The 26,026-nt window shown below is 68.0% G+C and carries 22 protein-coding genes and 1 tRNA gene; 17 read left to right on the forward strand and 6 right to left on the reverse strand.

Annotated elements, in window-relative coordinates:
• The 14 genes from tsf to lpxB all read left to right on the forward strand — a co-directional run.
• A partial coding sequence (gene tsf / locus ACI8U3_RS13805; RefSeq protein WP_415015446.1) for a translation elongation factor Ts occupies nt 1-625 on the forward strand: 625 nt, incomplete at its 5' end.
• Between the two features lie 239 nt (nt 626-864).
• Nucleotides 865-1,611 (forward strand): UMP kinase, encoded by a 747-nt coding sequence (gene pyrH, locus ACI8U3_RS13810; protein WP_415015447.1) that lies wholly within the window; start codon nt 865-867, stop codon nt 1,609-1,611.
• 25 nt (nt 1,612-1,636) lie between these two features.
• A complete protein-coding gene (frr, locus tag ACI8U3_RS13815; RefSeq protein ID WP_415015448.1) occupies nt 1,637-2,194 on the forward strand; it encodes a ribosome recycling factor in 558 nt (185 codons plus the stop codon).
• Nucleotides 2,195-2,227: 33 nt separating this feature from the next.
• Nucleotides 2,228-2,995, forward strand: a complete 768-nt coding sequence (uppS, locus tag ACI8U3_RS13820) for a polyprenyl diphosphate synthase (protein WP_415015449.1) — start codon at nt 2,228-2,230, stop codon at nt 2,993-2,995.
• Nucleotides 2,995-3,810 carry a phosphatidate cytidylyltransferase gene (locus ACI8U3_RS13825; protein ID WP_415015450.1) on the forward strand — a complete coding sequence of 272 codons (816 nt, stop codon included), beginning with the start codon at nt 2,995-2,997 and terminating at the stop codon, nt 3,808-3,810. The genes uppS and ACI8U3_RS13825 overlap by 1 nt, the downstream gene beginning before the upstream one ends.
• On the forward strand, nt 3,810-5,006 hold the full coding sequence (dxr, locus tag ACI8U3_RS13830) for a 1-deoxy-D-xylulose-5-phosphate reductoisomerase (protein ID WP_415015451.1): 1,197 nt from the start codon (nt 3,810-3,812) through the stop codon (nt 5,004-5,006). The genes ACI8U3_RS13825 and dxr overlap by 1 nt, the downstream gene beginning before the upstream one ends.
• Before the next feature lie 65 nt (nt 5,007-5,071).
• Complete coding sequence (locus ACI8U3_RS13835) at nt 5,072-6,289, forward strand: M50 family metallopeptidase (protein ID WP_415015452.1); 1,218 nt, start codon at nt 5,072-5,074, stop codon at nt 6,287-6,289.
• A gap of 29 nt (nt 6,290-6,318) precedes the next feature.
• Nucleotides 6,319-8,757, forward strand: coding sequence for an outer membrane protein assembly factor BamA (gene bamA, locus ACI8U3_RS13840; protein ID WP_415015453.1), 2,439 nt, complete (start codon nt 6,319-6,321; stop codon nt 8,755-8,757).
• 9 nt (nt 8,758-8,766) lie between these two features.
• Nucleotides 8,767-9,342 carry an OmpH family outer membrane protein gene (locus tag ACI8U3_RS13845; protein ID WP_415015454.1) on the forward strand — a complete coding sequence of 192 codons (576 nt, stop codon included), beginning with the start codon at nt 8,767-8,769 and terminating at the stop codon, nt 9,340-9,342.
• A 24-nt stretch (nt 9,343-9,366) separates the two neighbouring features.
• Nucleotides 9,367-10,386, forward strand: coding sequence for a UDP-3-O-(3-hydroxymyristoyl)glucosamine N-acyltransferase (gene lpxD, locus ACI8U3_RS13850; RefSeq protein ID WP_415015455.1), 1,020 nt, complete (start codon nt 9,367-9,369; stop codon nt 10,384-10,386).
• The gene (fabZ, locus tag ACI8U3_RS13855; protein WP_415015456.1) at nt 10,379-10,858 is read left to right on the forward strand and encodes a 3-hydroxyacyl-ACP dehydratase FabZ; all 480 of its coding nucleotides are present in this window, start codon (nt 10,379-10,381) and stop codon (nt 10,856-10,858) included. Before lpxD ends, fabZ begins: the two co-directional genes overlap by 8 nt.
• Complete coding sequence (gene lpxA / locus ACI8U3_RS13860; protein ID WP_415015457.1) at nt 10,855-11,640, forward strand: acyl-ACP--UDP-N-acetylglucosamine O-acyltransferase; 786 nt, start codon at nt 10,855-10,857, stop codon at nt 11,638-11,640. Before fabZ ends, lpxA begins: the two co-directional genes overlap by 4 nt.
• Nucleotides 11,637-12,470 carry a UDP-2,3-diacylglucosamine diphosphatase gene (gene lpxI / locus ACI8U3_RS13865; RefSeq protein ID WP_415015488.1) on the forward strand — a complete coding sequence of 278 codons (834 nt, stop codon included), beginning with the start codon at nt 11,637-11,639 and terminating at the stop codon, nt 12,468-12,470. The genes lpxA and lpxI overlap by 4 nt, the downstream gene beginning before the upstream one ends.
• Complete coding sequence (gene lpxB, locus ACI8U3_RS13870) at nt 12,467-13,669, forward strand: lipid-A-disaccharide synthase (protein ID WP_415015458.1); 1,203 nt, start codon at nt 12,467-12,469, stop codon at nt 13,667-13,669. Before lpxI ends, lpxB begins: the two co-directional genes overlap by 4 nt.
• On the opposite strand, the gene ACI8U3_RS13875 is transcribed toward lpxB, so the two are convergent.
• From ACI8U3_RS13875 to gltX, 3 genes are all read right to left on the reverse strand, one after another.
• Complete coding sequence (locus ACI8U3_RS13875; protein ID WP_415015459.1) at nt 13,633-14,145, reverse strand: DUF305 domain-containing protein; 513 nt, start codon at nt 14,143-14,145, stop codon at nt 13,633-13,635. The two genes, lpxB and ACI8U3_RS13875, sit on opposite strands and share 37 nt — an antisense overlap.
• Nucleotides 14,146-14,251: 106 nt before the next feature.
• Entirely contained in the window at nt 14,252-15,553 is a 1,302-nt protein-coding gene (gene gltA / locus ACI8U3_RS13880; RefSeq protein WP_415015460.1) for a citrate synthase, read from the reverse strand.
• A 66-nt stretch (nt 15,554-15,619) separates the two neighbouring features.
• Nucleotides 15,620-17,032 (reverse strand): glutamate--tRNA ligase, encoded by a 1,413-nt coding sequence (gltX, locus tag ACI8U3_RS13885; protein ID WP_415015461.1) that lies wholly within the window; start codon nt 17,030-17,032, stop codon nt 15,620-15,622.
• Here gltX and ACI8U3_RS13890 point away from each other — a divergent pair.
• The 3 genes from ACI8U3_RS13890 to ACI8U3_RS13900 all read left to right on the forward strand — a co-directional run bounded on the left by ACI8U3_RS13890 (nt 17,031) and on the right by ACI8U3_RS13900 (nt 20,123).
• The gene (locus ACI8U3_RS13890) at nt 17,031-19,169 is read left to right on the forward strand and encodes a ComEC/Rec2 family competence protein (protein WP_415015462.1); all 2,139 of its coding nucleotides are present in this window, start codon (nt 17,031-17,033) and stop codon (nt 19,167-19,169) included. The genes gltX and ACI8U3_RS13890 overlap by 2 nt on opposite strands.
• A gap of 110 nt (nt 19,170-19,279) precedes the next feature.
• Nucleotides 19,280-19,354: transfer RNA gene (locus ACI8U3_RS13895), tRNA-Val, on the forward strand.
• Between the two features lie 523 nt (nt 19,355-19,877).
• Nucleotides 19,878-20,123 carry a hypothetical protein gene (locus tag ACI8U3_RS13900; RefSeq protein WP_415015463.1) on the forward strand — a complete coding sequence of 82 codons (246 nt, stop codon included), beginning with the start codon at nt 19,878-19,880 and terminating at the stop codon, nt 20,121-20,123.
• Nucleotides 20,124-20,211: 88 nt separating this feature from the next.
• Here the strand turns inward: ACI8U3_RS13900 and ACI8U3_RS13905 are convergent, their stop codons facing one another.
• The 3 genes from ACI8U3_RS13905 to ACI8U3_RS13915 are packed head-to-tail and all read right to left on the reverse strand — an operon-like array spanning nt 20,212 to nt 25,491.
• Complete coding sequence (locus ACI8U3_RS13905; protein ID WP_415015464.1) at nt 20,212-23,535, reverse strand: error-prone DNA polymerase; 3,324 nt, start codon at nt 23,533-23,535, stop codon at nt 20,212-20,214.
• Nucleotides 23,532-25,085: a Y-family DNA polymerase gene (locus ACI8U3_RS13910; RefSeq protein ID WP_415015465.1), complete on the reverse strand. Its 1,554-nt coding sequence runs from the start codon at nt 25,083-25,085 to the stop codon at nt 23,532-23,534. The genes ACI8U3_RS13905 and ACI8U3_RS13910 overlap by 4 nt, the downstream gene beginning before the upstream one ends.
• Nucleotides 24,988-25,491 carry an ImuA family protein gene (locus tag ACI8U3_RS13915; protein ID WP_415015466.1) on the reverse strand — a complete coding sequence of 168 codons (504 nt, stop codon included), beginning with the start codon at nt 25,489-25,491 and terminating at the stop codon, nt 24,988-24,990. Before ACI8U3_RS13915 ends, ACI8U3_RS13910 begins: the two co-directional genes overlap by 98 nt.
• Between the last annotated feature and the right edge of the window lie 535 nt (nt 25,492-26,026).

Consider the following 26,026-nt stretch of genomic DNA (forward strand, 5'->3'; position numbering starts at 1 on the left):
GCTGGACGCCGAGGGCGTCGAGGGCGTCAACGCCGCGACCCTGCCGGGCGGCAAGACCGTGCAGGACGAGGTGACCAACCTGATCGCCACCATCGGCGAGAACATGCAAGTGCGCCGCGTGGCCCGTCACTCGGTGTCCGAAGGCGTGGTCGCGTCCTATGTGCACAACGCCGTGGCCCCCTCGCTGGGCCGCATCGGCGTGCTGGTGGCGCTGGAAGGCGCTGCGGACAAGGCCGCCCTGCGCGACCTGGGCCGCAAGATCGGCATGCACATCGCCGCCACCGCACCGCTGTCGCTGAACACCGACGACCTGGACCCGGCGGCCATCGAGCGCGAGCGTGCGGTGCTGACCGAGAAGGCCAAGGAAGACGGCCGTCCGGAAAACATGATCGCCAAGATCGTGGACGGCCAGATCGCCAAGTTCCAGAAGGAAGTGGTGCTGTCCAAGCAGCCTTTCGTCATGAACCCGGACCAGACCATCGAGCAGCTGGTCGCCGACTCCGGCAAGGAATTCGGCGCCGAGCTGAAGCTGGTGGGCTTCACCCGCATGGCCCTGGGCGAAGGCGTGGAGAAGGCGGAAGAGCCCGACTTCGCCGCCGAAGTCGCGAGCATGACGGGCGGCTGAGGCTGACTTTCCCTCCCCCCGCGGGGGAGGGCGGCTGGCGCGAAAGCGACAGCCGGGTGGGGAGGGCGCGGCGAGGCGGACTCGCTGTTTCGCCGAAACGCCCCCACCCGGTCGCTTCGCGACCACCCTCCCCGAGCGGGGAGGGAGAATTATAGGGGCGCGTCGGCTTTAAGGTCGGCGCGCCCTTCGTCTAGTATGCGCCCGCCGATTCCGGCGCCCCGACCCGAGAGAGCATCGCCATGAGCCCGACCCGCGCCGATCCCAAATACAAGCGCGTGCTGGTCAAGGTGTCCGGCGAGGTGCTGATGGGGGATCAGGGATACGGTCTGGACATCAAGACCGTGGACGCCATCGCCGCCGAGATCGCCGAGGTGGCGCGGACCGGGGTGCAGCTGTGCCTGGTCATCGGCGGCGGCAACATCTTTCGCGGCCTGTCGGGCGCGGCCAGCGGCATGGAGCGCGCCAGCGCCGACTACATGGGCATGCTGGCCACGGTGATGAACGCCCTGGCCATGCAGAACGCGCTTGAGCGACTGAACGTGGACACCCGCGTGCAGTCGGCGATCCAGATGGACACCATCTGCGAGCCCTATATCCGCCGCCGGGCCCTGCGCCATCTGGAGAAGGGCCGCGTGGTGATCTTCGCCGCCGGGGTGGGTGCGCCGTTCTTCACCACGGACTCCGGCGCCGCCCTGCGCGCCGCCGAGATGGGCTGTGACGCCCTGCTGAAGGGCACCAGCGTGGACGGGGTGTATACGGCCGACCCCAAGAAGGATTCGTCGGCCACGCGTTATGACACCCTGACCTATCACGACGTGCTGGCGAAGGATCTGCGGGTCATGGACGCGTCCGCCATCGCCCTGATGCGGGACAACGGCATCCCCATTGTGGTCTTCTCGATCCGCGAACACGGCGCCCTGAAGGCTGTGCTCGAGGGCAGGGGCGTCTATACGGTCATCAGCGACAACCCGGCGAACGGGGCCTGAGGTCAAAGGAAATACGGACAAGAACATGAGCAAACCCGATCTCGCATCCTATCGAAACCGCATGGACAAGGCGGTCGCCGCCCTGAAGGAAGAGTTCAGCGGCCTGCGCACCGGCCGGGCCAATTCGGGCCTGCTGGATCCCGTGCAGGTGGAGGCCTACGGCTCGGTGTCGCCGCTGAACGCGGTGGCGGCCATCAGCGTGCCGGAACCGCGCATGATCACGGTCAATGTCTGGGACAAGGGCATGGTGGTCTCGGTCGAGAAGGCCATCCGCGCCGCCGGCCTGGGCCTGAACCCCATCGTGGACGGCCAGACCCTGCGCATCCCGATCCCGCCCCTGACCGAGGAGCGCCGCAAGGACCTGGTCAAGCTGGCGGGCAAATACGCCGAGCAGCAGAAGATCGCCGTGCGCAACGTGCGCCGCGACGCCAACGACGACCTGAAGAAGGCCGAGAAGGCGGGCGACATCAGCCAGGACGATCAGAAGAGGATGGAGGCCGAGGTCCAGAAGGACACCGACGCCGCCATCAAGCGCATCGACGAGACGCTGAAGACCAAGGAAGCGGAGATCATGCAGGTGTGAGGCGGCTTGACCGCCCGGCCCGGCACACAGGGAATGGCTGACGACATGCGCAGGGTGGATGCGCCCGCCGACGGCCCTTCCGATCCCGGGCCCCGGCATGTGGCGATCATCATGGACGGCAACGGCCGCTGGGCCGCCGCCAGGGGACTGCCGCGCGCGGCGGGCCACAAGGAAGGCGTGTCCGCCCTGAAGCGCACCGTGCGCGGCTGCGCCGGGCTGGGCGTGCGCTGCCTGACCGTGTTCGGCTTTTCCACCGAGAACTGGCGCCGCCCGGCCGAGGAGGTCTCGGACCTGATGGGGCTGGTGCGGTCCTATGTGGCCAGCGACCTGACCGGGCTGGCGAAGGAGGGCGTGCGCATCCGGGTGCTGGGGCGGCGCGAGGGCCTGCCGCCCGACATCGCCGCCATCGTCCAGAAGGCCGAGCGGGACACCGCGCACAATGACCGCTTCCTGCTGCAGGTGGCGTTCAACTACGGCGGCCAGGCCGACATTGTGGACGCCGCGCGCAAGCATGCGGAACGGGTGCTGGCGGGCGAGGCGGACGCGCCGATCAGCGAGGCGGAATTCGGCAGCCTGCTGTCGACCGCGGGGGCGCCGCCGCTGGATCTGATCGTGCGGACCTCGGGCGAGTTGCGGCTGTCGAACTTCCTGCTGTGGGAAGCTGCGTACGCCGAACTGGTTTTTCAGGACATCCTGTGGCCCGACTACGGGCCGGAGGCGCTGAAGGCGGCGATCGACGAGTATCAGGCGCGGGAGCGCCGCTTCGGCGGACGTCCCGCCCTTGTTGAGGCGTCAGGCTGATGGCGTTCCGGGCGAAAGACATCGGGCTAAGGGCGGCGTCGGCGCTGGTGCTGGCGCCTGCCGCCATTCTGGCCACCTGGGGCGGGGGCTGGTGGTTCGCGGCCCTGATCGCCGCCGCCTGCGTGCTGTTGGCCCGCGAGTGGGCGCTGATGAGCGCGCGGGGCGCGCGCAAACCGGTCTGGGCGGCAGTGGCCGCCGCTCTGGTGGCGGTGGTGTTGATCGCCCACGTGGGCCATGTGCCGGGAGCCCTGGTCACTCTGGTGCTCGGCGCCGGACTGGCGGGGGTGTTCGCCCGACGGCTAGGCCAGCAGGGGCTGGATGCCGCCTACGGGGTTCTGTACCTGGGCTGGCCCGCGATCCTGTTCATCTGGTTGCGGGGACAGCCGGAGGGGCTGGGCTGGACGGTTCTGCTGTTCATGACGGCGTGGTCGGCGGACGTTTTGGCCTATCTGGTGGGGAACCTGCTGAAGGGGCCGAGACTGTGGCCCCGCTATTCGCCCAACAAGACCTGGTCCGGCTTCATCGGCGGGCTTATCGGCGGCCTGGCGGCGGGCGCGCTGGTGACAGCGTCACCTTGGCCGGACCTGGGGATGTTGAGCGTGGCTTGGGGTGCGGTGCTTGGCCTCGCCGGCGCCGTCGCCACCATGGCGGGCGATCTGTGGGAGTCGGCGCTGAAGCGGCGGTACGGCGTCAAGGACGCGGGTGACCTGATTCCCGGTCACGGGGGCCTGATGGACCGGGTCGACGGGCTGATGTTCGCGGTGGTGGTGATCGCCGCCGGTCGCGTACTGCTTCAATGGATTGGCGTCATCTGATGATCCGTCGCCGTGTCACAATTCTGGGCGCCACCGGGTCGGTGGGACGCTCGACGCTCGATCTGATGGATCAGGCGGAGCAGGCGGGCAGCGGCGCTTTCGAGGTGGAAGCCCTGACCGGCGCGGGCAACATCGCCCTGCTGGCGGAACAGGCGCGGCGGTGGCGGCCGAAGCTGGTGGTGACGGCTGAGACGGGGCGACTGGAAGAGTTGGGCGCGGCGGTGGCGGGGCTGGATGTGGCCGTGGCGGCAGGGCCGGAAGCCGTGGTTGAAGCGGCGACGCGAACCGTGGACTGGACCATGGCGGCCATCGTGGGCGCGGCGGGTCTGCGGTCGGCGTGGGCGGCGGCGGGGACGGGCGCGACCCTCGCCTTGGCCAACAAGGAGAGTCTGGTCAGCTGCGGACCGGCCCTGATGGCGCGGGTGCGGCAGGCGGGCGGGCGGCTGATTCCCGTGGATTCCGAGCATTCCGCCATCTTCCAGGTGTTTCCCGCCGAGGCGCCCGAGCGGGTGGCGCGGGTTGTGCTGACCGCCTCGGGCGGTCCGTTCAGAACCTTTTCCCGCGAGCAGATGGCGCGGGTGACGCCGGAGCAGGCGGTGGCCCATCCCAACTGGAGCATGGGGGCCAAGATCTCGGTGGACAGCGCCACCATGGCCAACAAGGGCCTGGAGATGATCGAGGCGGCCTATCTGTTCGGGCTGGAGGCCCGGCGCATCGACGTGGTGGTTCATCCGGAGTCCATCATTCACAGCCTGGTCGAGATGATCGACGGTTCGACTCTGGCCCAGATGGGCCCACCGGACATGAAGACGCCCATCGCCTGCGCCCTGGCCTGGCCTGAGCGCATGGCGTGGCCCGCGCCGAGGCTGGATCTGGCGGCGCTGGGGGCGCTGACCTTCGAGGCGCCGGACGAGGTGCGATTTCCGGCCCTGGCGCTGGCGCGGCAGGCGCTGGAGGCGGGCGGGGCGGCGCCGGCGGTGTTCAACGCCGCAAACGAGGTGGGCGCGCGCGCTTTCCTTGACCACAAGCTGGGCTTTCTCAATATTGCCGCAGTCGTGGCCGAAACCATGGAGCGACTGGCCCGCGCCGACGAGGCCGCCGACGCTCCGGATGCATGCGATGCCGCTCTGCGCATCGACGCCCTGGCGCGACGGACGGCCCAGCGGATCGTGGCCGATCACGCGCAGGCGGCGTGAACGAGTGCGCGTAAAGAGGCGGGTTCGTCGAATTCCTCGACGGCTTTAGGGAGGCGCTTCGCTTCATGTTGGATTTCATCGGCCAGGCGCTGATCTACGTCGTGCCGTTCCTGCTGGTGCTGACGCTGGTGGTGACAATCCACGAGCTGGGCCACTTCTGGGTGGCGCGGGCCTTTGGCGTGAAGGTGGACCGGTTCTCCATCGGCTTCGGCAAGGGCGTTCTGAGCCGGACCGACAAGCACGGCATCGAATGGCGGCTGGGGTGGATCCCCCTGGGCGGCTATGTGAAATTCTCCGGCGACGCCGATCCGTCCAGCGTGCCGGATTCGCGCGGGCTGGAGGCCATGCGCGAGGAGATCGCCGCCCATGACGGGCAAGGCGCCGAGAAGGACTACTTCCATTTCAAGCCGGTGTGGCAGCGGGCCCTGATCGTGGCGGCGGGGCCGTTCGCGAACTTCGTGCTGGCGGTGACCATCTTCACGCTGCTGTTCAGCCTGATCGGCGCCGAGATACGGCCGCCGCGCATTGTGAATGTCGTCCCCGACAGCGCCGCCGCCGAGGCCGGGTTTCAGCCCGGCGACCTGATTCTCCGGGTCAACGGCCGCGCGGTTGAGGATGACGTCGCAGTCCAGCGCATGGTGACCCTGAGCGCCGGCGATCCGCTGGACTTCGTAGTGCGCCGTGGCGAGCAGGACGTGGCCCTGACCGCCACGCCGCGCCGGGTCGAAACACAGAATCCCATCGCCGGGCCGGTGCGCATGGGCGTGCTGGGCGTGGAGATGCGGCCCATGCCGGGCGAGGCGACCCACATGCGCTATCCGCCCCATGAGGCGGTCTGGCAGGGCATGAAGGAGACCTGGTCTGTGCTGGAAACGACGGTGACCTATCTGGGCCGCATCGTGACCGGCCGGGAATCGGGCGACCAGCTGAGCGGGCCGCTGGGGATCGCCAAGGCTTCGGGCGCCCTGACCAACGCGGCGGCGGATGTGGAGGCGTCCAACGGAATTCGCCTTGCGAACGTATTGCTGACCCTGATCAGCTTCGCCGCCATACTTTCGATCGGAATTGGCTTTCTAAACCTGTTGCCGATACCGGTTCTGGACGGCGGGCACCTGCTGTTCTACGGCTACGAAGCCGTGGCCCGGCGTCCGCTGGCCGCAAACATCCAGGAGATGGGGTACCGCGTTGGTCTTGTATTGCTGGTCGGATTGATGTTGTTCGCCACTTGGAACGACCTGCGCAAGCTCAGTCTCTTTCAATTCCTTGGCGGGCTCTCTTCATGAGCAGACGCCGCTCGCCGATGGTTCTCTCCATGATTCAACGACGTCCCGAAGCCCTGCTCCGCTCCCACGGCCGCGCCAGCGTGCTGGCGCTGATCCTCGCGGCGGGCCTGGCAGGGCCGGCGCTCGGTCAGGACGCCGCCCAGCAGCCGGCCCCTGCGCCCGGCGAGGTTCAACTGCCGCAAGCCGCGCCGCCCGCCACCGTTCAACGGGCCCAAAGCGGGGTGGCCAACCGTATTCTCGTGCAGGGCAACCAGCGGATCGATCAGACGACGATCCTGTCCTACCTGCCGATCCAGCCCGGCGACACCGTCGATCCGGTGTTGCTGGATGTGGCGGTCCGGACGCTCTACCGCACCAATCTGTTCGCGGACGTCCAGATGGCGCTCGACGGCTCGGACCTGATCATTCAGGTGGTCGAGAATCCGGTCATCAATCAGGTGGTTTTCGAGGGCAACAGCGCCGTCAGCGAGGAAAAGCTGCGGGAGGAAGTGACCATCCGTCCGCGCGGCATCTATACCCCGGCCCGCGTGCAGGAGGACGTGCAGAGCATCGTCGAACTCTACCGGCTGTCGGGTCGGATCTCGGCCACCGTCACGCCCAAGCTCATCCAGCTGGAGCAGAACCGCGTCGATCTGGTGTTCGAGATCGACGAGGGCGTGTCCACGGGCGTTCGCGGCATCAACTTCCTGGGAAATGAGGCGTTCTCGGACAGTGACCTGCGCAGTGTGATGGTTACGAAGACCTCACGTTGGTGGCGGCTGTTCTCGAGCAACGACAACTACGACCCCAACCGCCTGGATTACGATCAGGAGCAGTTGCGCAGCTTCTACACCAATCGCGGTTACTATGACTTCCGCGTCGTCTCGGCGGTGGCCGAGCTGTCGCCCAGCCAGGACGATTTCCTGGTCACCCTGACCGTGGACGAGGGCGAGCAGTACAACTTTGGCGAGATCCGGGTCGAGACTGAAAGCGATCGTCTGAACGCGGACTTCCTGCGTCGGCTCCTGCCCTTGCAGGAGGGTGATCTGTTCGAGAGCGACCGGATCGAAGAGTCCGTCGACGCCCTGACCTTCGCGGCCGGTTCGGCCGGCTACGCCTTCGTCGATATACGGCCCAGCTACAGCGCCGACCCCGAGACCCGCACCGTGGACATGGTCTTCAACGTGCGGGAGGGCGAGCGCGTCTATGTTGAGCGCATCGATGTGGTCGGCAACACGCGCACCATCGACCCGGTCATCCGGCGTGAGCTGCTGCTGGTCGAGGGGGACGCGTTCAACCGGACCCTGGTGGAGCGCTCGCGCAACAATCTGCGCGCCCTGGGCTTCTTCGAGGAGGTCGAGATCACCGAGGTGCGCGGCAGCGAGCCTGACCGCAGCGTGGTGACCGTTCAGGTGACCGAGCAGCCGACCGGCGAACTTTCGGTGGGCGCCGGATTCAGTTCGGTCGACTCCTTCATCATCAATCTCGGCATCACGGAGCGAAACTTCCGGGGACGTGGTCAGAACGTGGTCGCCCGTCTGGAGTGGGGCTCTATCCGCCAGCAGATCGACTTCCGCTTCACGGAGCCCAAGTTCCTGGGACGAGACATCCGGGCGGGATGGGACCTGTACCATTCGCGATACGACTACAGCGAGTTTTCGTCCTATAGCTACGCGTCCACGGGCGGCGGATTCCGGCTGTCATGGCCGATCAACGGCTACACCCTTCTGTCGACCCGTTATTCGCTGCGCGCCGATGACGTGACGGTTCCGGGGAATTTCTGTGAGAACGGATCGGGTTCGCGGGCGCTTTGCGAGCAACTTGGCGAATCGATCAACTCGTCGTTGGGCTACACCCTGCTTGTGGATCGACGGAATGATCCCGTTCGTCCGACGCGCGGATGGACCGGCACCCTGCGTCAGGACTTCGCCGGCGTCGGCGGTGACGTGAACTATGTGCGCAGTGAGCTGGACGCGGCCTGGTACTATGGGTTCAATCCCAACTGGGTCGTCACGCTTCAGGGCTCCACTGGCTATATCGCCGGCTGGAATGGCGACGCGATCCGCATCAACGATCGCTTCTTCAAGGGCGGAAACAGCTTCCGCGGCTTCGAGACCGCCGGCATCGGGCCGCGCGACCTGGCGCAGGGCTTCAATTCCCGCGGCAACGCCTTGGGCGGGAACTTCTACGCCATCGGCACGGCCGAACTGACCGTCCCGAATTATCTTCCTGAAGAGTACGGCATTCGGACATCGGTCTTCGTGGACGTCGGCACGCTCGGCGTTCTTGATGATCGCTACAAGCTGCTGGATGACGGAACGCTCGATGCGCAGATCGTCGACGAGCTGGCGCTGCGCGCCTCGGCCGGCATCAGCGTTCACTGGCGCTCGCCCATGGGGCCCATTCGCCTCGACTTCAGCCAGGTCCTCGCTGAAGAGGAATACGACGTTACGGAAACCTTCCGCTTCTCCACCTCGACACAGTTCTAAAGGCTCAAAATGAAACGTCTTCTTCTCACCGCCGTCGCGGGCGTGATCGCATTGTCGGCCCAGGCCGCCGCCGCTCAAACCCAGTTGCAGAACCCCGGCCCCGCCATTCCGGGCATGTGCGTCTATCACAACGAGCGCATGCTAGCGCAGTCGTCGGCCGGACAATCCCTGAACCAGGGCATGCAGCGCCTGGTGCAGGAAGTTCAGGGTGAGCTGGCGCCCTACGGGACGGCCATCGAGACCGAGGCCCAGCGCATCCAGGGCCTGCCCGAGGACCAGCGCGCGCAGCCGGTTCAGGCCCTGCAGCAGCGGATTCAGGAAGCCCAGCAGCTGGAGCAGACCCGGGACACCGAACTGCGGTACACCCGCGCCCAGCAGATCAACGCCATTGCCGAGGCCGTCGATCCGATCGTGGTCGCAATCTATCAGGAGCGCGGCTGTGGCATGCTGGTGGACCGGGAAAGCGTCTATGTGATGAACCCGGCCATGGACATCACTGACACGGTGATCGAGCGCCTGAACGCCGCCCTGCCGTCGCTGAGCTTCACTCGCCAGTCGCCGCCGGTGCAGCAGCAGCAACAGTAAAACTGAGGAGGCGGGTGACGGGGCATGCCTGACGCCCGCTTCTTTCTGACTGCTGACCCGCTGACCGTCGCGGACCTTGCAGCCCTGACCGGGGCCGAGGTGCTTCGCGGCGGCGACGCGGTCATCACGACCGTCGCGCCCCTGTCCCAGGCGGACCGGGGCGCGATCGCGTTTCTGGGTGACCGTCGCCATGCGGCGGCGCTGGCCACCACGCACGCCGGCGCGGTTTTCGTGTCGCCGGCCATGGCGGGCGGAACGCCGGCGGATACGGCCGTTCTGGCCACAAGATTCCCTCAGGCCGCCTGGGCCATGGCGGCGTCCAGGCTTCACCCCGTCGTTGAGGCAGACGAGACACCCGGGGTCCATCCGCAAGCGGAGTTGGAGGACAGCGTCCGGATAGGCGCCGGGGCCGTCATTAGCGCCGGCGCGCGGATCGGGCGCGGGACGGTCATCGGCGCGAACACCGTGATCGGGCCAGGGGTGGCGATCGGGCGCGGATGCCGGATCGGCGCCAATGTCTGCATCGGATTCAGCCTGATCGGAGATCGAGTGAGGATCGCCTCCGGGGCCGTAATCGGCGAGGCCGGTTTCGGCGCCGCAGGCTCGGCCACGGGACCGGTGGACATTCCCCAGCTTGGCCGCGTGATCATCCAGGATGATGTCACGGTGGGGTCCAACAGTTGCATCGACCGCGGCGCCTTCGACGATACGGTGATCGGGGAGGGGACCAAGATCGATAATCTGGTCCACATCGCGCACAATGTGGTCCTGGGCCGGTTCTGCCTGATCGCCGCCCAGGTGGGCATATCCGGATCGGTGGTCATCGGCGACGGGGTCATGTTCGGCGGCCAGGCGGGCGTGGGCGACCACCAGACCATCGGCGCCGGGGCGAAGATCGGCGGCGCGGCGGCGGTGTTGTCGGATGTGCCGGCGGGCGAGACGTGGTCGGGTTATCCCGCCAAACCGCTGCGCCGGTTCTTGCGCGAGACGGCCTGGCTGGCCAAACAGGCGTCTTCGCGAGCGAAGGGAAAGCGTGATGAGTGAGTCCGAGGGCGTTTCGATCGACTATGCCGAGGTTTTGCGGCGCATTCCGCACCGCTATCCCTTCCTGCTGGTGGATCGGGCTGAGGACTACCGGGCCAATGAATCCATCGTCGGGATCAAGAACGTCACCGCCAACGAACCGTTCTTTCAGGGGCACTTTCCGAACAATCCGGTGATGCCCGGCGTTCTGATCGTCGAGGCACTGGCGCAGTCCGGCGCGCTGCTGATGTCCAAGACCCTGGACGCCGATGTGTCGAACAGGACCATCATGTTCATGGCCGTGGACGGGGCGCGCTTCCGCAAGCCGGTGCGGCCGGGCGACGTGCTGCGCCTGCATGTGCATGTGACCAAGCACCGGGGCGATCTGTTCAAGTTCCGGGGCGAGGCCTATGTGGACGGCAAGATGGCGGCGGAATGCGAGTTCGCGGCCATGGTTGTCGACAACCCCAAATCCGACGGCTCCGGCGCATGACCGTTCACGCCACCGCCTCGGTCGACGCCTCGGTGACCATGGCTGACGACGTGGTCATCGGGCCGTGGTGCGTGGTGGGGCCGGGCGTGGCCCTGGCCGAGGGGGTGGAGCTGCGCGGCCATGCGGTGGTGGAGCGGGACACCATCGTCGGCCCGCGTACGGTGATTCATCCCTTCGCCGTGGTGGGGGGCGACCCTCAGCATACGGGCTACAAGGGCGAGACGGTGCGGCTGGAGATCGGCGCCGACAACGTCATCCGCGAGCATGCGACCCTGAACCGGGGCACGCCGCAGGGCCATGGGGTGACGCGCATCGGCTCGAACAATCTACTGATGACCGGCGCGCACGTGGGGCATGACTGCGTGGTCGGCGACAATGTGGTCATGGCCAACAACGCCACGCTGGGCGGCCATGCGATCGTCGGGGACAAGGTGTTTCTGGGCGGGCTTTGCGCCGTGCATCAGAACGGCCGGGTGGGCGAGGGCGCCATGGTGGGCGGCCTGTCGGCGGTGACGCGGGACGTGATTCCGTTCGGTTCGGTGTGGGGCAACCACGCGCGCCTGCAGGGGCTGAATCTGGTCGGCCTGAAGCGGCGCGGATACGGCAAGGCGGACCTGCGCCGGCTGCTGGGCGCTTACCGCGAGATGTTCGAGGGCGAGGGCGCGTTTGCGGACCGGCTGGACGCGGCCGAGGGCGAATACGCGGACCTGCCGGAGATCCTGCGGATCATCGCCTTCATCCGGGAAGATTCGAAGCGACCGCTGTGTCTGCCGGAACGGTGAGAAAACTGGGCATTGTGGCCGGCGGAGGGGATCTGCCCTTGGCGGCGGCGCGGCGGTGTGAGGCCGAGGGCCGCCCCTTTTATGTTGTTCGGATCAAGGGGTTCGCGGATGAAGCTCTTGTCCGATATGAGGGGCAGGAGTCGCGCATCGGTGAGTTCGGCCGCACCATCAAGCTGTTGAAGGCGGCGGGCTGCGAGGCGGTTTGTTTCGCGGGCGTCGTTCAGCGTCCCGACTTTCGCGACATGAAGCCGGACCTGAAGGGCGCCGCTGTGTTGCCCGGCATGATCGCGGCGGCCACGAAGGGTGACGACGCCCTGTTGCGCTATGTGCTGGGCGTGTTCGAGGCGGAAGGGTTCGCCATCGAGGGCGCCGATCAGGTGCTGGGGGGCGAGACGGCGCCCGCCGGGGCGCTGGGGCGCCATGCGCCGGACGGGGCGGCGCTGGCGGATCTTCGCAAGGCGCTGGAGGTGGCGCGGGCCACGGGCGAGCTGGACATAGGCCAGGGCGCCGTGGTGTGCGACGGCCTGGTGCTGGCGGTGGAGGCGCAGGAAGGCACCGACGCCATGCTGGCGCGGGTGGCGGGACTGCCTGAAACCCTTCGGGGCCGTGAGGGCGCGCGGCGCGGCGCGCTGGCCAAGGCGCCCAAGCCCATCCAGGACGAAAGGGTGGACATGCCGGTGATCGGGGTGCGGACCATTGAGGGCGCGGCGGCGGCTGGGCTGGCCGGCGTGGCCGGGATGGCGGGCAAGCTGATCCTGATCGACCGGGATGCGATCATCGAGGCCGCCGACCGGCTGGGGCTGTTCGTGTGGGGCGAGGATCACCGATGACTCGACCGCTGAAGATCATGCTGGTGGCCGCCGAGGCGTCGGGGGATTCGCTGGGCGCCGGGCTGGCGCGGGCGCTGAAGGCGCGGCTGGGCGACGCGGTGTCCTTTGTGGGCGTGGGCGGGGCCCAGATGGCGGCGGAGGGGGTGGAGAGTCCCTTCGACATCAGCGAACTGTCGATCCTGGGCCTTATGGAGGGCCTTCGCGCCTATGGCCGGGTCAAGCGCCGTGTGGCGGAAACGGCGGCGCTGGCGGCGCGCGAGACCCCGGACGCCGTGGTGCTGATCGACAGCTGGGGCTTCACCATCCGGGTGGCCAAGGCGATCCGGGCGGCGTCGCCGAAAACGCCCCTGATCAAATATGTGGGGCCGCAGGTGTGGGCCTCGCGACCGGGGCGGGCGAAGACCCTGGCGGCGGCGGTGGACCACTTGCTGGCGCTGTACGGGTTCGACGCGCCGTGGTTCGAGCGGGCAGGCCTGCCGGTCACGGTAGTGGGGTCATCGGCCCTGCATGTGGACATGTCGGGCGCCGACGGCGCGGCGTTCCGGGCGCGGCGGGGGATCGCGCCGGACGCGCCGCTGCTGCTGGTGCTGCCGGGCAGCCGGCCCGGCGAGGTCGCGCGCATGACGCCTGTCTATGAGGCGACGGTGAAGCGGCTGAAAGGCGAGATCGAGGGGCTGGAGACGGTCGTGATCGCGGCGGGCACGGTGGCGGCCGATGTGACGTCGCGGGTGGCCGCCTGGCCGTTCCGGACGCATCTGGTGGACGAGACCGACAAGTACGACGCCATGGTCGCCGCCGACGCCGCCCTGGCCACCAGCGGCACGGTTTCCACCGAACTGGCGCTGGCGGGCGCGCCGATGGTCATCGCCTATCGAATGGACGGTCTCAGCTGGGTTCTGATCAAACGCATCGCCACGACGAAGTACGTGACCCTGTTCAACGTGGCGGCGGACGAAGCCATCGCGCCGGAGTTCCTGCAGGACGACGCCACGCCCGAAAAACTGGCGGCCGCCGCGAGCCGCCTGCTGACCGACCGCGATGCCGCCGCCGATCAGGCGCGGCGCCAGACGCAGGCGCTGGACCTGATGGGCCGGGGCGAACCGGACCCGTCACAGCTGGCGGCGGATGCGGTGCTGCGGGTCATCGTAGAGAAGGCCGGCGATCAGGAGGCCGGCGCCGCCAGCCCCCGCTCGCGATAGGACGGCAGGACCGGGGCGTCCTCCGGCAGCGGTTCGGCCTCGAGCCGGGCGATGTGGCGCTCCATCTCGGCGATCTCGCGCACCTGGGCCTCAATGATCTGATCGGCCAGACGGCGCACTTCCGGGTCGCGGATGTTGGCGCGCTCGCTGGTCATGATGGCGATCGAGTGGTGCGGGATCATGGCCTTCATGTAGCTGACGTCGCCAACGGTCGCCTGGCTGCGCACGAGGGTCAGGGCGACGGCGAACACGGCGACCGCCGCGACCACTATGGCGACGTTGGCGCGGATGTTCTTGTACATGCCCCACATGAAGCCGAGCATGACCACTGCCATGACCGCGCCCATGACCAGCGCCATCCACGCCCGCGTCTGGCTGAAGGCCACATGCTCGATGGCGTAGGTGTTCAGATACATCAGGCCGAACATGATCACGGTGGATGTGGCGATCATGGCGGCGAACCGGCGATAGCTCATGGCGTCCTCCTTTGGCGAAGGGAACACATAAGGCCGAGGCAGGGTTCGACGAAAAACGCCGGGGCGATGGGCCCCGGCGTTCTGCGTTTCAGCGATGTCGGACCGATCAGCCGCGCTGGTCGATGGTGATGTAGTCCCGCTCGGTGGGGCCCGTGTAGAGCTGGCGGGGGCGGCCGATCTTTTGCGACGGATCCTCCATCATCTCCTGCCACTGGGCGATCCAGCCGACGGTGCGGGCCAGGGCGAACAGGACGGTGAACATGGTGGTGGGGAAGCCCATGGCCGACAGGGTGATGCCGGAATAGAAGTCCACGTTCGGGAACAGCTTGCGCTCTGCGAAGTAGTCGTCCTTCAGGGCGACGGCCTCCAGCTCCTTGGCCACCTGGAACAGCGGGTCGTTCTCACGGCCGGTGGCGGCCAGCACTTCGTAGGCCGACTGCTGCATGACCTTCGCGCGCGGGTCGTAGTTCTTGTACACGCGGTGGCCGAAGCCCATCAGCTTGTACTTCTTGTCCTTCACGCCGGCGATGAACTCCGGGATCTTGTCCGGGGTGCCGATCTCCTTGAGCATGTTCAGCGCCTCCTCGTTGGCGCCGCCGTGCGACGGGCCCCAGAGGCAGGCGATGCCCGCGGCGATACAGGCGAACGGGTTGGCGCCCGACGAGCCGGCCAGACGAACGGTCGAGGTGGAGGCGTTCTGCTCGTGGTCGGCGTGCAGGATGAAGATGCGGTCCATGGCGCGCACCAGCGCCGGGTCCACGTGATAGTCCTCGGCCGGCACGGCGAAGCACATGCGCAGGAAGTTCTCGGCGTAGCTGAGATCGTTGCGGGGCGACACGAAAGGCTGGCCGATGTGGTACTTGTAGGCCCGCGCGGCGATGGTCGGCATCTTGGCGATCAGGCGGATGGCCGAGATGTTGCGCTGGACCGGATCATGGATGTCCAGGCTGTCGTGATAGAAGGCCGACAGGGCGCCGACGGTGCCGACCATGATGGCCATGGGGTGCGCGTCGCGGCGGAAGCCCTCGAAGAAGCGATCAAACTGCGAATGCAGCATGGTGTGCATGGTGACGCTGTTTTCGAACGACTCATATTGAGCCGCCGTGGGGAGCTCGCCGTGCAGAAGCAGGTGGCAGACCTCGACGAAGTTCGACTTTTCCGCCAGCTGGTCGATGGGATAGCCGCGGTGCAGCAGCACGCCGGCGTCGCCGTCGATGTAGGTCAGGCTGGATTCACACGACGCCGTGGAGGTGAAGCCCGGATCGTAGGTGAAGGCGCCGGTGGCGCCGTACAGCTTGCGGATATCGACGACGTCCGGCCCGGTAGAGCCGCCCAGAACCGGCAGGTCGACGGACTTGTCGCCGATGGTCATGGTCGCCGTGCCGGCGGGTTTGGCTTGTTCGGTCATAAGCACCCCTTGGTTTTTGGACGCCCTCGCGGGGAGGCGACGGCGCGGGTCATTTGTTGTGCGCGTTCACTTAGCGACTGAAAGGGCATCCTCCAAGCGTCCGAGGCTCTCTTCTCGCCCAAGTGATGACAAAGTTCGGGCCAGATCGGGCGAACTTGACCCTGCGGTAAGGGCGCCGCGCAGGGGCGGGCCGATCTTGCCGAAGCCCACGCCTTCATCCTCGGCGAAGGCCTTCAGCTCGGATTCCAGGGCGAACACGTCCCAGCTCTGGAACAGGCGCAGGCGCTCCAGCAGGCGGGCCATGCGCTCGCCGGTCTCGTCGATCAGGGAGGCCTTGATCTTGTCGTTCAGGAGCAGCGGGCGGCGCTGGAGCAAGAAGGCGGTCTGGGCGGCCAGTTCGATGACGGTCTTGGCCCGGTCCTTCACGAAGGGCATGGCCTGGAGCAGGCGTTGTTCGTCACCTTCGTGCAGGGTGTGGCCCGTCTTCATGTGCTGATCCAGCACCAGCTTGGACAGGCGTTCGTCGTCGGCCAGGCGGATCCAGTGGGAATTGACGTGGGCCAGCTTGTCGAAGTCCAGACGAGCGGGCGCCTTGTTGACCGCGTCCAGATCGAACCAAGCGATGGCCTGTTCGTCGCTGAACAGCTCGTCGTCGCCGTGGCTCCAGCCCAGCCGGGCCAGATAGTTGCGCATGGCCTCGGGCAGGTAGCCCATTTCGGCGTACTCGTGCACGGCCTGTGCGCCGTGGCGCTTGGACAGCTTGGCGCCGTCGGGACCGTGGATCAGCGGGATGTGGGCGAACACCGGGCGATCCCAGCCGAGGGCGTCATATATCAATGATTGACGAGCGGCGTTGTTCAGGTGGTCGTCGCCGCGAATGACGTGGGTCACGCCCATGTCGTGGTCGTCGGCCACCACCGCCAGATTGTAGGTGGGCGCGCCGTCCGAGCGCAGCAGCACCAGATCGTCCAGCGAGGACGATTCCCAGCGCACACGGCCCTGCACCGCGTCATCCACGAATACCGCCGTGTCGGCCGGGCGGCGGAAACGCACGGTGTGGGGTTTGGACAGGTCGTCGACGCTGGGTTCGCGGTCGCGCCAGGGGGATTCGAAGGTGCGGCCCTCGGCCTTGGCCTGATCGCGCAGGGCGCCGGTCTCCTCGGCGGTCAGGAAGTCGCGGTAGGCGTGGCCGCTTTCAAGCAATTGGTCGACCACCTCGCGGTGACGGTCGGCGCGGCTGTGCTGGAACACCGGCTCCTCGTCGGCGAACAGTTCGAGCCAGGCCATGCCGTCGAAGATGGCCTTCACGGCGTCGTCGGTGGAGCGTTCGCGGTCGGTGTCCTCAACGCGCACCAGGAATTTGCCGCCGTGACGACGGGCGAACAGCCAGTTGAATAGCGCTGTTCTCGCGCCGCCGATATGCAGGTAGCCTGTGGGCGAGGGGGCGAAGCGGGTGACGACGGGTGAGGGTTCAGTCATGTCCGGGGCGGTGTCTGATGGGGCCGCCCTTATAACGCCGGAAGCGGCCAAGCCCATACGCGCGCGCATAATCGATTGGCTGGCCGGGAGCGTTTCGGCCCAGCGGGACCGCTGGCGCCTGTGGGCGCCGGTGGCCTTCGGCGGGGGATGCGCGGTCTATTTCGCCCTGCCGGAAGAGCCACCCCTGTGGCCGCTGGCGCTGTTCGCGGTGCTGGCGTCGGCGGCGTGGATCATCGCGCGGCGGCGAGGGGCGGGCCGGGGGCTGACCGTGCCGCTGATGCTGGTCGCCTGTCTGGCGCTGGGGCTGGCGGCGGCCAAGGCGCGGACCGAGCGGGTCGAGGCGCCCATCGCCCCGGCGCTGGCCGAGCCGACGGTGATCGAGGGCTGGGTGGTGGATGTGGACAGCCCCGGAGCGCGAGGGTCGCGGGTGGTGCTGGCGCCGGTCCGCATCCGGGGACTGGCGCCGGAGGAGACGCCCCTGCGGCTGCGGGCGACGTTGCGGGGCGCGGCGCCCGCGCCGGGGACGCCGATCCGGGTTTTCGCCATCCTGAACCCGCCGCCGCCGCCGGCCAGTCCCGGCAGCTATGACTTCGGGCGCAACGCCTTCTTCCTGGGCATGGGCGGGGTGGCGTTCGGGCTAGGCGAGACAAGGGCCGCGACCCTGCCGGAGCCACCGGAGGGTCTGCAGCGGCTCATGTGGCTGAACGGGGTGCGGTTCGATCTGGCCAGCCGCATCGTGGACCGGCTGGGCGAGCGGACCGGCGGCATCGCGGCGGCCATGACCACGGGGCATGAATCCTGGCTGATTCAGGAAGACATGGACGCCATGCGGGACTCCGGGCTGTTCCACATTTTGTCCATTTCGGGCCTGCACATGGCCATTGTGGGCGGGTTCGTCTTCTTCGGCGTGCGGCTGCTGGTGGCGTGCTGGCCGTGGCTGGCGTTGAGGGTGTCGGGAAAGAAGATCGCGGCGTGGGCGGGTCTGGTCGCTGTGGGGGCCTATCTGCTGATTTCGGGCGGGCCGCCGCCGGCGGAGCGGGCGGCGACCACGGCGGCCATCGCCTTTCTGGCCGTTCTGCTGGACCGTCGGGCGATCAGCATGAACGCCCTAGCGGTGGCGGCCTTCGTGGTTCTGATCTTCCGGCCCGAGTCCATCGTCCAGCCGGGGTTCCAGATGTCGTTCGCCGCCACGGCCGCGCTGGTGGCGCTGGCCGAGAACTGGCCGGTGCGGACGCGGGAGATTTCGGCGCCGTGGATCATCGTCACGACCCAGCGGTTCGGGGCGTGGCTGTTCGCCGCCTGCGCCGCCAGTCTGGTGGCGGGCATGGCCACCGGGCCGTTCGCCATGCAGCATTTCAACCGCACCGCCGTGTTCGGCCTGATCGCCAATGTCTCCACCGCGCCGATCTCCAGCTTCATCATGATGCCGGCGCTTGCGCTGGGCGCGGCGCTGGAGCCGCTGGGGCTGGGCGGGCCGTTCCTGGCCGTGGCGGGATGGGGCGTGGACCTGATGCTGGCCATCGGCCACTGGACCGCGAACCTGCCGGGCGCGGTGCGGACCATACCCAGCGCGCCGGACATCGCTCTGCCCATCGCCTTTCTGGGGGTGCTGTGGCTGTGCCTGTGGAAGGGGCGGGGCCGCTGGGTGGGCGTTCCGTTCGCTCTGGCGGTGCTGCTCTGGCCCCGTCCGCCGGCGCCGGACCTGTGGATCGGGGACGCGGCGACCACGGCGGGTGTGCGGGTTGAGCGGACGGCCATCCAGCTGCGGCCCGGCGTGCGGCAGTTTCCCATCGATCTGTGGTCCCAGCGGCGGGGGCTGGCCCTTGTGGCGCCGGATGACAGCTGGATCGCCGACCGGTTCTCGCGCCGCCCGGTTCAGACGGGACCGCTGGCGCTGTGGTGGGGCACGCGGGCCCCGGATGAGGATCAGCTTTCAGCTCTGTGCGCTTCGGCCGAGGTGGTGGCTGTTCGGGCGGTCCTGTCCAGCCTGCCGGGTGATTGCGACGCGCGGCTGGTGCTGGACGGCGCGGACTTCGCGCGCGGCGGTGCGGTGGAGCTTTGGCGTGAGGACGGCGGCTGGCGCGGCGTCTGGACGCTGGAGGAGCGCGGGGACCGTCCGTGGTCGCCTCGGGCCTGATCCCGTTTGGGCCCACAGAGCGGAAGCCTAACCTTCGGTCTTGCGCGTCGGCGACCTCCGGGCTATGTCCGCGCCTCCCGACGGTTCGAGCGTTCGAACCCGGCCCGGATGGATGCGTAGCTCAGCGGGAGAGCACCTCGTTCACACCGAGGGGGTCACAGGTTCAATCCCTGTCGCATCCACCATTCTTTTCCCATTAAAATCAACAAGTAAGCGTTTTTATCTCGCCGCTCGGGCGGCCGGAAAATCGTCCATGTTGAGCTAGTGGGGCGCTAGTGGGGTAGTTAGGCTGCAACTGGGTGAAATCATTTCCCCAGGGCCGGACGGTTTCAGTGCATTTCAATAAGGCATCGTTTCTCACGAAACTTTCACCGCTCCCGGAGCCGTTCAGATCGCCTTCGAACCTAGCCGGTGGCCCACTGAATTCCCAAAGATCGTCTCGGGTAAGGCGTTGCGAAGTCCTCTTGGCAGGCACGCTCCAGTAGTACGGATCCGCCTCTGGCCCGCGCGCGGCGGGTTGGACCAAGCGCCGGGGTCGTCTCGTTCAACCCGACTTTCGCACGGGTCCGGTGGCAACGCCGAAGTATGCTTTCAGGGTTGAGGGGCGCTGCGCTCGGGCAGTTTGCGCAGGCGATCGTTGGGCAAGCACGGGTTGCAAGGGGTAGCGCGCGCGGCTTGGGGGCGCCAACCTGAGCATGGGGCGTTGGCTTGCGGGGGACTATGACCCACGAGTATCGCGGCTATCGCATACTGGTGCGAAGGACGCCGGAGCTGGAAGCCAGCATACTGACACCTGGAGCCGGCTTTAGTTTGGGGCGGTCAGTCCGGGCCTCTGAGGTGGAGGGCGTCGATGTCCTCCTGCGCCGCGCCTATGCGGTTATCGATGAGGACATCGTGACGGTCATCGAGTCCGGCAAACGGGCGAACCCGCCGGAACCAGACACTGACGACTGACTGATGCGCAAAGCCGTCAGGGCATGTGTGCCGCGTCATGGAGCGGCCAGCGTGCGGAAAGCCAAATTCCGCTCATGCCGCATGTCCGTCAGTGGAAATCCCGCGATCCGGGCAGCATCCGCAGATCGCGGGGATGCTGGGGATGCACGAACTCGTCGGCGCCGGAGAGCTGGAGCACCGGGTCGTGGTCGGGCGACAGGCGGTTGAGCTCGGCGGAGCGGTCATGAAGGCGGTCCGCCATCAGGTGGACGACGCCCTCGGCGCTTTTCTCCACCACGCCCTCGACCGCCAGCAGGCGGGCGCTCATGACCACGCGGCGGTGCGCCTCGAAGGTGGGAACCCACAGGACCAGATTGGTGACGCCGGTCTCGTCCTCCAGGGTGATGAAGATGGCTTTCCCGTTGCCGGGACGCTGGCGCACCAGAACGACGCCTGCGGTGCGCACCCGCGAGCCTGAGCGTTTCGCCTCCACCTGGGCGCAGGTGAGCAACCCCTCGGCCGCGAACACCGGGCGCAGGATGGCCATGGGATGGGCTTTCAGGGACAGGCGCGTGGTCTGGTAGTCGGCGGCCACGTGTTCGCCCAGCGCCATGGTCGGCAGGGCGGCGTCGGGCTCATCACCCAGCTCACGGGTGTTCGCGGCGGCGAACAGGGGCAAGGCGTCGTCATCGGGCAGGCGGCGCACCGCCCAGAGCGCCTCGCGCCGGTCCAGCCCCATGGAGCGGAAGGCGTCGGCGTCGGCCAGTTTGCGAAGGGCTGCCACCGGCAGGCGGGCGCGGCGCATGAGGCCCTCGGCACCGTCGAAGGGGCGGTCGCGAACGGCGGCCATGACCTCGGCCCATTCTTTCCGGAACCCGTCGATCTGGCGCAGGCCTAGGCGCAGGGCCAACGCGCCCGATGAACCCTCCAGAGTGTTGTCCCAGGCCGAATGGTTCACATCGATCACGCGCACCTCGACCCCGTGCTCCTGGGCGTCGCGCACGATCTGGGCCGGTGCGTAGAAGCCCATGGGCTGGCTGTTCAGCAGGGCGGCGGCGAAGGCGGCCGGGTGCCTGCACTTGATGTAGCTGGACACATACACCAGCCGGGCGAAGCTGGCGGCGTGGCTTTCCGGGAATCCATATGAGCCGAAACCCTTGATCTGTTCGAAGCAGCGGCGGGCGAAGTCGGGATCATAGCCGCGCTCAATCATCTTCCCGACCATGCGGTCTTCATAGGTGTGCAGCGTCCCGTCGCCCCGGAAGGTGCCCATGGCCTTGCGTAGTCCGTTGGCCTCACGGTCGCTGAACTCGGCGGCGACCATGGCCACCTTCATGGCCTGCTCCTGAAACAGAGGCACGCCCAGGGTCCGGTGCAGGATGGTCTTCAGCTCGTCCGGGTCATGGGGCGGCGCCGGGCTGGCGTAGATCACATCCTCCTGACCCTTTCGGCGGCGCAGATAGGGATGGACCATGTCGCCCTGGATCGGGCCGGGGCGCACGATGGCCACCTGGATCACCAGATCATAGAAGGCGCGGGGCCGCAGGCGCGGCAGCATGTTGATCTGGGCCCGGCTCTCCACCTGGAACACCCCGACGGAATCGCCCCGGCACAGCATGTCGTAGACATCGGTCTGTTCGGCCGGGACCGAGGCCAGGTCGTGGTCCGCGCCCTCGTGCGCCTTCATCAGGTTCAGCGCCTTCCTAATGCAGGTCAGCATGCCCAGCGCCAGCACATCGACCTTCATCAGGCCCAGCTCGTCGATGTCGTCCTTGTCCCATTCGATGAAGGTCCGGTCCGTCATGGCTGCATTGCCGATGGGGACCAGTTCATCCAGCCGCCCGCGTGTGAGGATGAAGCCCCCCACGTGCTGGCTGAGATGGCGGGGAAACCCCAGAATGCGCCCGGCCATGTCCACGGCGCGCCGGATCATGGGGTTGGCCGGGTCCATACCCGCCTGCTCGATCTGGGCGTCGGGGATGGACGACCCCCAGCTTCCCCACTGGGTGGAGGCCAGGCGCGCGGTCACGTCCTCGGTCAGGCCCAGGGCCTTGCCCACCTCGCGGATGGCGCTGCGGGGGCGGTAGCGGATGACAGTGGCGGCGATGCCGGCGCGCTCCCGGCCGTAGGTCTCATAGATGTGCTGGATGATCTCCTCGCGCCGCTCGTGCTCGAAATCCACGTCGATGTCGGGCGGCTCGTTGCGGTCCGCCGACATAAAGCGTTCGAACAAAAGGTCGTGGTGGACCGGATCGACGCTGGTGATCCCCAGCACGTAACAGACCGCCGAATTGGCGGCTGAACCGCGCCCCTGACACAGGATGCCCTTGTCCTCGGCCACCCGCACGATGTCGTGGATGGTGAGGAAATAGGGCGCCAGATCGCGCTCGGCGATATAGGCGAGCTCCTTGCGGATCAGGGTCATGACCTTGTTCGGCGCGCCGTCCGGATAACGCACCGGCAGGCGGCGGTTCACCAGGGTCTCCAGCCAGCCCTGCGGGGTTTTCCCTGGCGGGATGGGCTCCTCGGGATATTCGTAGCGAAGCTGGCCCAGGTCGAAGGCGGAGCGGGCCAGCAAGGTTTGCGTCTCGGTAAGGGCCTCGGGTGCATCGGCGAACAGGCGGGTCATCTCCCCGGGCGCCTTCAGATGGCGCTCGGCGTTGGCCAGCAGGTGCAAACCGGCCTGATCGATGGTCACGCCCTCGCGGATGCAGGTCAGCACGTCTTGAAGATCGCGCGACTCCGGCGCGTGATAGAGTACGTCGTTCATGGCCAGAAGGGGGGTGCTCGCGCCCGCCGCCAGCGTCCTCAACCCCGCCAGCCGCCGCCGGTCGTCGCCTCGCCGGTGCATGGCCGCGCCTAGCCACACCGCGCCGGGACGCGCCGCGTTCAGGCGGGCCAGAAGGTCGGGCAGGGCGTTCAGTTTCTGGTCGGGCACGGCGATGAGCAGCAGTCCGTCCGGGTCCGCCAGCAGGTCGTTCAGATGCAGCAGGCAGTCGCCCTTTTTCGCGCGCCGCGCGCCCAAGGTCAGCAGCCGCGTCAGCCGTGCCCATCCGGCCCGGTCCTCAGGGTAGGCGACGATGTCCGGCGTCCCGTCGGCGAACACCATCCGCGCGCCGGTGAGCAGGCGGAAACCCTGCGCCCGTTCCCGAATGGCCTCCGCCAGATCGGGCCCGCCGGTCGCATTCTCCACGAAGACCACCTCGCCGGGCGAGCCGCCGGTGCGGACCTTTTCGGGCGCTCCGCCGTGTTCCTTGAGCTGTTTCAGCGCGCTCCACGCCCGCACCACCCCCGCGACCGTGTTGCGATCCGCCAGCCCCAGCCCCGTGTGGCCGCGCAGCACGGCGGTCAGCACCAGATCCTTGGGGTGCGAGGCGCCGCGCAGGAACGAGAAATTGCTGGCTGCGACCAGTTCGGCATAGGGCGCGTTCATGCGAACAGCCCGTGCACGTACCAGCGCGGCGGCGGATCGTCGCCATAGCCGCCGGCGCGGAACAGCCAGAAACGGCGCCCTTCCTCGTCCTCCACCCGGTAATAGTCCCGCACCCGATGCCGGGGCGCACGCCACCACTCGGCCTCGATACGCTCGGGGCCCTCGGCGCGGATGACCCGGTGCGTGGCGCGCCGCCACTGGAACTGGGCGGGCGGACTGTCGGGCGCCAGGGCCACGGCCTCCACTGGTTGGGGCGGGTCGAACAGGTGCAGCGGCCGAAGGGGCGGCGACGCCGTATCCGGGGCCGGCCAGTCGCCGGCGGCCATCTCCGCCTGGGCCGGAACCAGCCGGGCTGAACGCTCCGGCAGGTGCGAGGCTGCCGGATGCACCCGCAGCACGGCGTCGGGCCCGAGCCGGACGCTGAGCCGATCGATCAGGGCGTCCAGAGCCTCGCCGTCCTGGGTGCGTCGGTCGAAGGTGATCTGTTCGGCCGCGATGGCGTGCAGTTGTTCGGCGCCCAGACGCAGATGGTCGAAACCGAAACCGGGATCGACCGGCCGGGCCAGAGCGGCCAGCCGCTCTCGGAACAGGCGCATGACGACTGTGGCCTCTCGCACCGGACGGGCGGTGTTCAGAGCGATGCGGCGGATGTGGCCATCCACACGATAGAGACTGACGGTGAACCGGCGCGCGCCCTGGCCCCGCGTCTCCAGCTGTCGTTCGGCGTCCGCCAGCAGGTCGGCGATGACGGCGTGTACCGCATCCAGATCGGTGATCGGCTCGGCCAGAACGCGGTCAGCCGTGACCGGAGGCGGCGGACGATGGGGGGTGATGCGCACGTCCACGCGGCCCATCAACCGATCCAGCCGATCCGGGAAATCAGCGCCGAAGCGGGCGGCCAGGGGCGCGCGGGGGCGTTCGTCCAGATCGGCGACGGTCTTCAGCCCCGCGCGACGGATGGCCTGATGATCGCGCGGCGGCAGTTCCAGGGCTGCAATGGTCAGGCGACCGGCAAGGGCGGCGTCCCGACCCTCGGGGGCGACGCCCCCCGGGCCGAACCGGGAGAGGGCGCGGGCGGTCTGGGGCGTGCGGGCCATGCCCAGCCGGACCTGCAGCCCGAGGCGCTTGGTTCGCGCCTGAACGGCCCGCACCATCCCGTCCTCGCCACCGAACAGGTGGGGGCAGCCGGTCACGTCCAGCATCAGGCCGTGGGGTTCGTCCAGCGCCGCCATGGGCGTGAAACGGTCGAAGTCCTCCAGCACCGCGTGCAGAAGCCGGGCGTCGGCCTCCCTGTCATGGGGAAGCGCCGTGATGTCCGGAACCCGAGCCCGGGCGTCGGCCAGGGTCATGCCGGGGGCCAGACCCAGCGCCATGGCGGCCGTGTTCCCCGCCGTCAGGCGCAGCGCCCCCCGATCCTTGTCCGCCAGAACCATCGGCTGGTCGGGGTCATGCTCAGGCGGCGCGGGATCGCTTCGCGCCAGCCGATCGGTCGGCAGGAACGGAAACCAGACCGCCAGATGCCGCCGGTTTGACGAAGGCCCGCGCCTCACGATCCCACTCCATGATCCACTCGCCCGGCTGCGCTCCGGACCGGCTGCGCAAAAGCCGCGCCCGGAAAGCCGGACGCCCCGGCGCGTTGGCGTCCAGCGGCGAGGAGGGCGTAGCGGCCACGGACCATCGGGTCTCGGCCGCGCTGGGCGCCGGCGCCGCATTGGCCCGCACCAGCACCCCTAAGGTCGAGCCGCTGCGCGCCGCCATCATCAGCCGCCGGCTGGCGGTCAGGCCATGGACCTTCGCCTCGCCCCAGCCGCTCATGATCACGGCGCCCGCCGCCCCGCTGCGCAGCGCCTCTTCTCCGGCGGCCAGCAGGGAGGCCGCATCGGGCGTCCGCACCATGACCAGATCGGCGGGGTTCAGGCCCCAGGCCGCAAGCCCGGGGCCGAAGGGCTCCCCCATTTCGGATCGTCCCGATGTCTGCAAGATCCACACGATGACGCCCGAAGCCCTTGAGGCCAGACCAAAGGCGAACCCATGCGCTGCCAGGGTATGGCGGGGGGCCTCGGGCAAAAACTCATGAACCGCATCCGCCCTGAGCACACCCAAGTACTTATCCAATGTGCTCAGGCCCGACCTGACAGGCGCACACGGCTTGGCTTCCAAGGCCAAAAGCTGGCGTTGCAGACTGTGGAGGGAAGAGGGGGCAGGCATCTTGTGTTCCTGATATGTTCTTCTATATGCCTCTCCTTCAACCATCGGAGTCAAGCGGTGCATTTGGAGGAAACTGGGGCCGTCGTACCGCTCAGCGGTGACGAGGCATCTAACCCAAATGGCAGAAAAGGTCGGTGCGAACACTTCGCGAGGAACGGGGGCAATCGCGCCGATGGCGCAAAGCCGGACCCGGAGCGGCTCGGCACACAGTTTGGCGAAAGGGAGCCCGCTCGAACCTGCACTCCCATCTTTTCCACCAGCCTGAACCAGGGTCACCCGAAGC

The sequence above is a fragment of the Brevundimonas sp. genome (assembly GCF_047617075.1).
In the GTDB taxonomy this organism is placed as follows: Bacteria; Pseudomonadota; Alphaproteobacteria; order Caulobacterales; family Caulobacteraceae; genus Brevundimonas.

Excerpts from the sequence above, each read along its gene's own strand:
- pyrH (WP_415015447.1), top strand. The coding sequence starts at position 865 with ATGAGCCCGACCCGCGCCGATCCCAAATACAAGCGCGTGCTGGTCAAG.
- ACI8U3_RS13905 (WP_415015464.1), bottom strand. The coding sequence starts at position 23,535 with ATGAACGCGCCCTATGCCGAACTGGTCGCAGCCAGCAATTTCTCGTTC.
- gltA (WP_415015460.1), bottom strand. The coding sequence starts at position 15,553 with ATGACCGAACAAGCCAAACCCGCCGGCACGGCGACCATGACCATCGGC.
- ACI8U3_RS13845 (WP_415015454.1), top strand. The coding sequence starts at position 8,767 with ATGAAACGTCTTCTTCTCACCGCCGTCGCGGGCGTGATCGCATTGTCG.
- ACI8U3_RS13825 (WP_415015450.1), top strand. The coding sequence starts at position 2,995 with ATGGCGTTCCGGGCGAAAGACATCGGGCTAAGGGCGGCGTCGGCGCTG.
- lpxA (WP_415015457.1), top strand. The coding sequence starts at position 10,855 with ATGACCGTTCACGCCACCGCCTCGGTCGACGCCTCGGTGACCATGGCT.
- uppS (WP_415015449.1), top strand. The coding sequence starts at position 2,228 with ATGGCTGACGACATGCGCAGGGTGGATGCGCCCGCCGACGGCCCTTCC.
- dxr (WP_415015451.1), top strand. The coding sequence starts at position 3,810 with ATGATCCGTCGCCGTGTCACAATTCTGGGCGCCACCGGGTCGGTGGGA.
- ACI8U3_RS13890 (WP_415015462.1), top strand. The coding sequence starts at position 17,031 with ATGTCCGGGGCGGTGTCTGATGGGGCCGCCCTTATAACGCCGGAAGCG.
- frr (WP_415015448.1), top strand. The coding sequence starts at position 1,637 with ATGAGCAAACCCGATCTCGCATCCTATCGAAACCGCATGGACAAGGCG.
- ACI8U3_RS13835 (WP_415015452.1), top strand. The coding sequence starts at position 5,072 with ATGTTGGATTTCATCGGCCAGGCGCTGATCTACGTCGTGCCGTTCCTG.
- fabZ (WP_415015456.1), top strand. The coding sequence starts at position 10,379 with ATGAGTGAGTCCGAGGGCGTTTCGATCGACTATGCCGAGGTTTTGCGG.
- gltX (WP_415015461.1), bottom strand. The coding sequence starts at position 17,032 with ATGACTGAACCCTCACCCGTCGTCACCCGCTTCGCCCCCTCGCCCACA.
- lpxD (WP_415015455.1), top strand. The coding sequence starts at position 9,367 with ATGCCTGACGCCCGCTTCTTTCTGACTGCTGACCCGCTGACCGTCGCG.
- bamA (WP_415015453.1), top strand. The coding sequence starts at position 6,319 with ATGATTCAACGACGTCCCGAAGCCCTGCTCCGCTCCCACGGCCGCGCC.
- ACI8U3_RS13875 (WP_415015459.1), bottom strand. The coding sequence starts at position 14,145 with ATGAGCTATCGCCGGTTCGCCGCCATGATCGCCACATCCACCGTGATC.
- lpxB (WP_415015458.1), top strand. The coding sequence starts at position 12,467 with ATGACTCGACCGCTGAAGATCATGCTGGTGGCCGCCGAGGCGTCGGGG.
- ACI8U3_RS13915 (WP_415015466.1), bottom strand. The coding sequence starts at position 25,491 with ATGGGGGAGCCCTTCGGCCCCGGGCTTGCGGCCTGGGGCCTGAACCCC.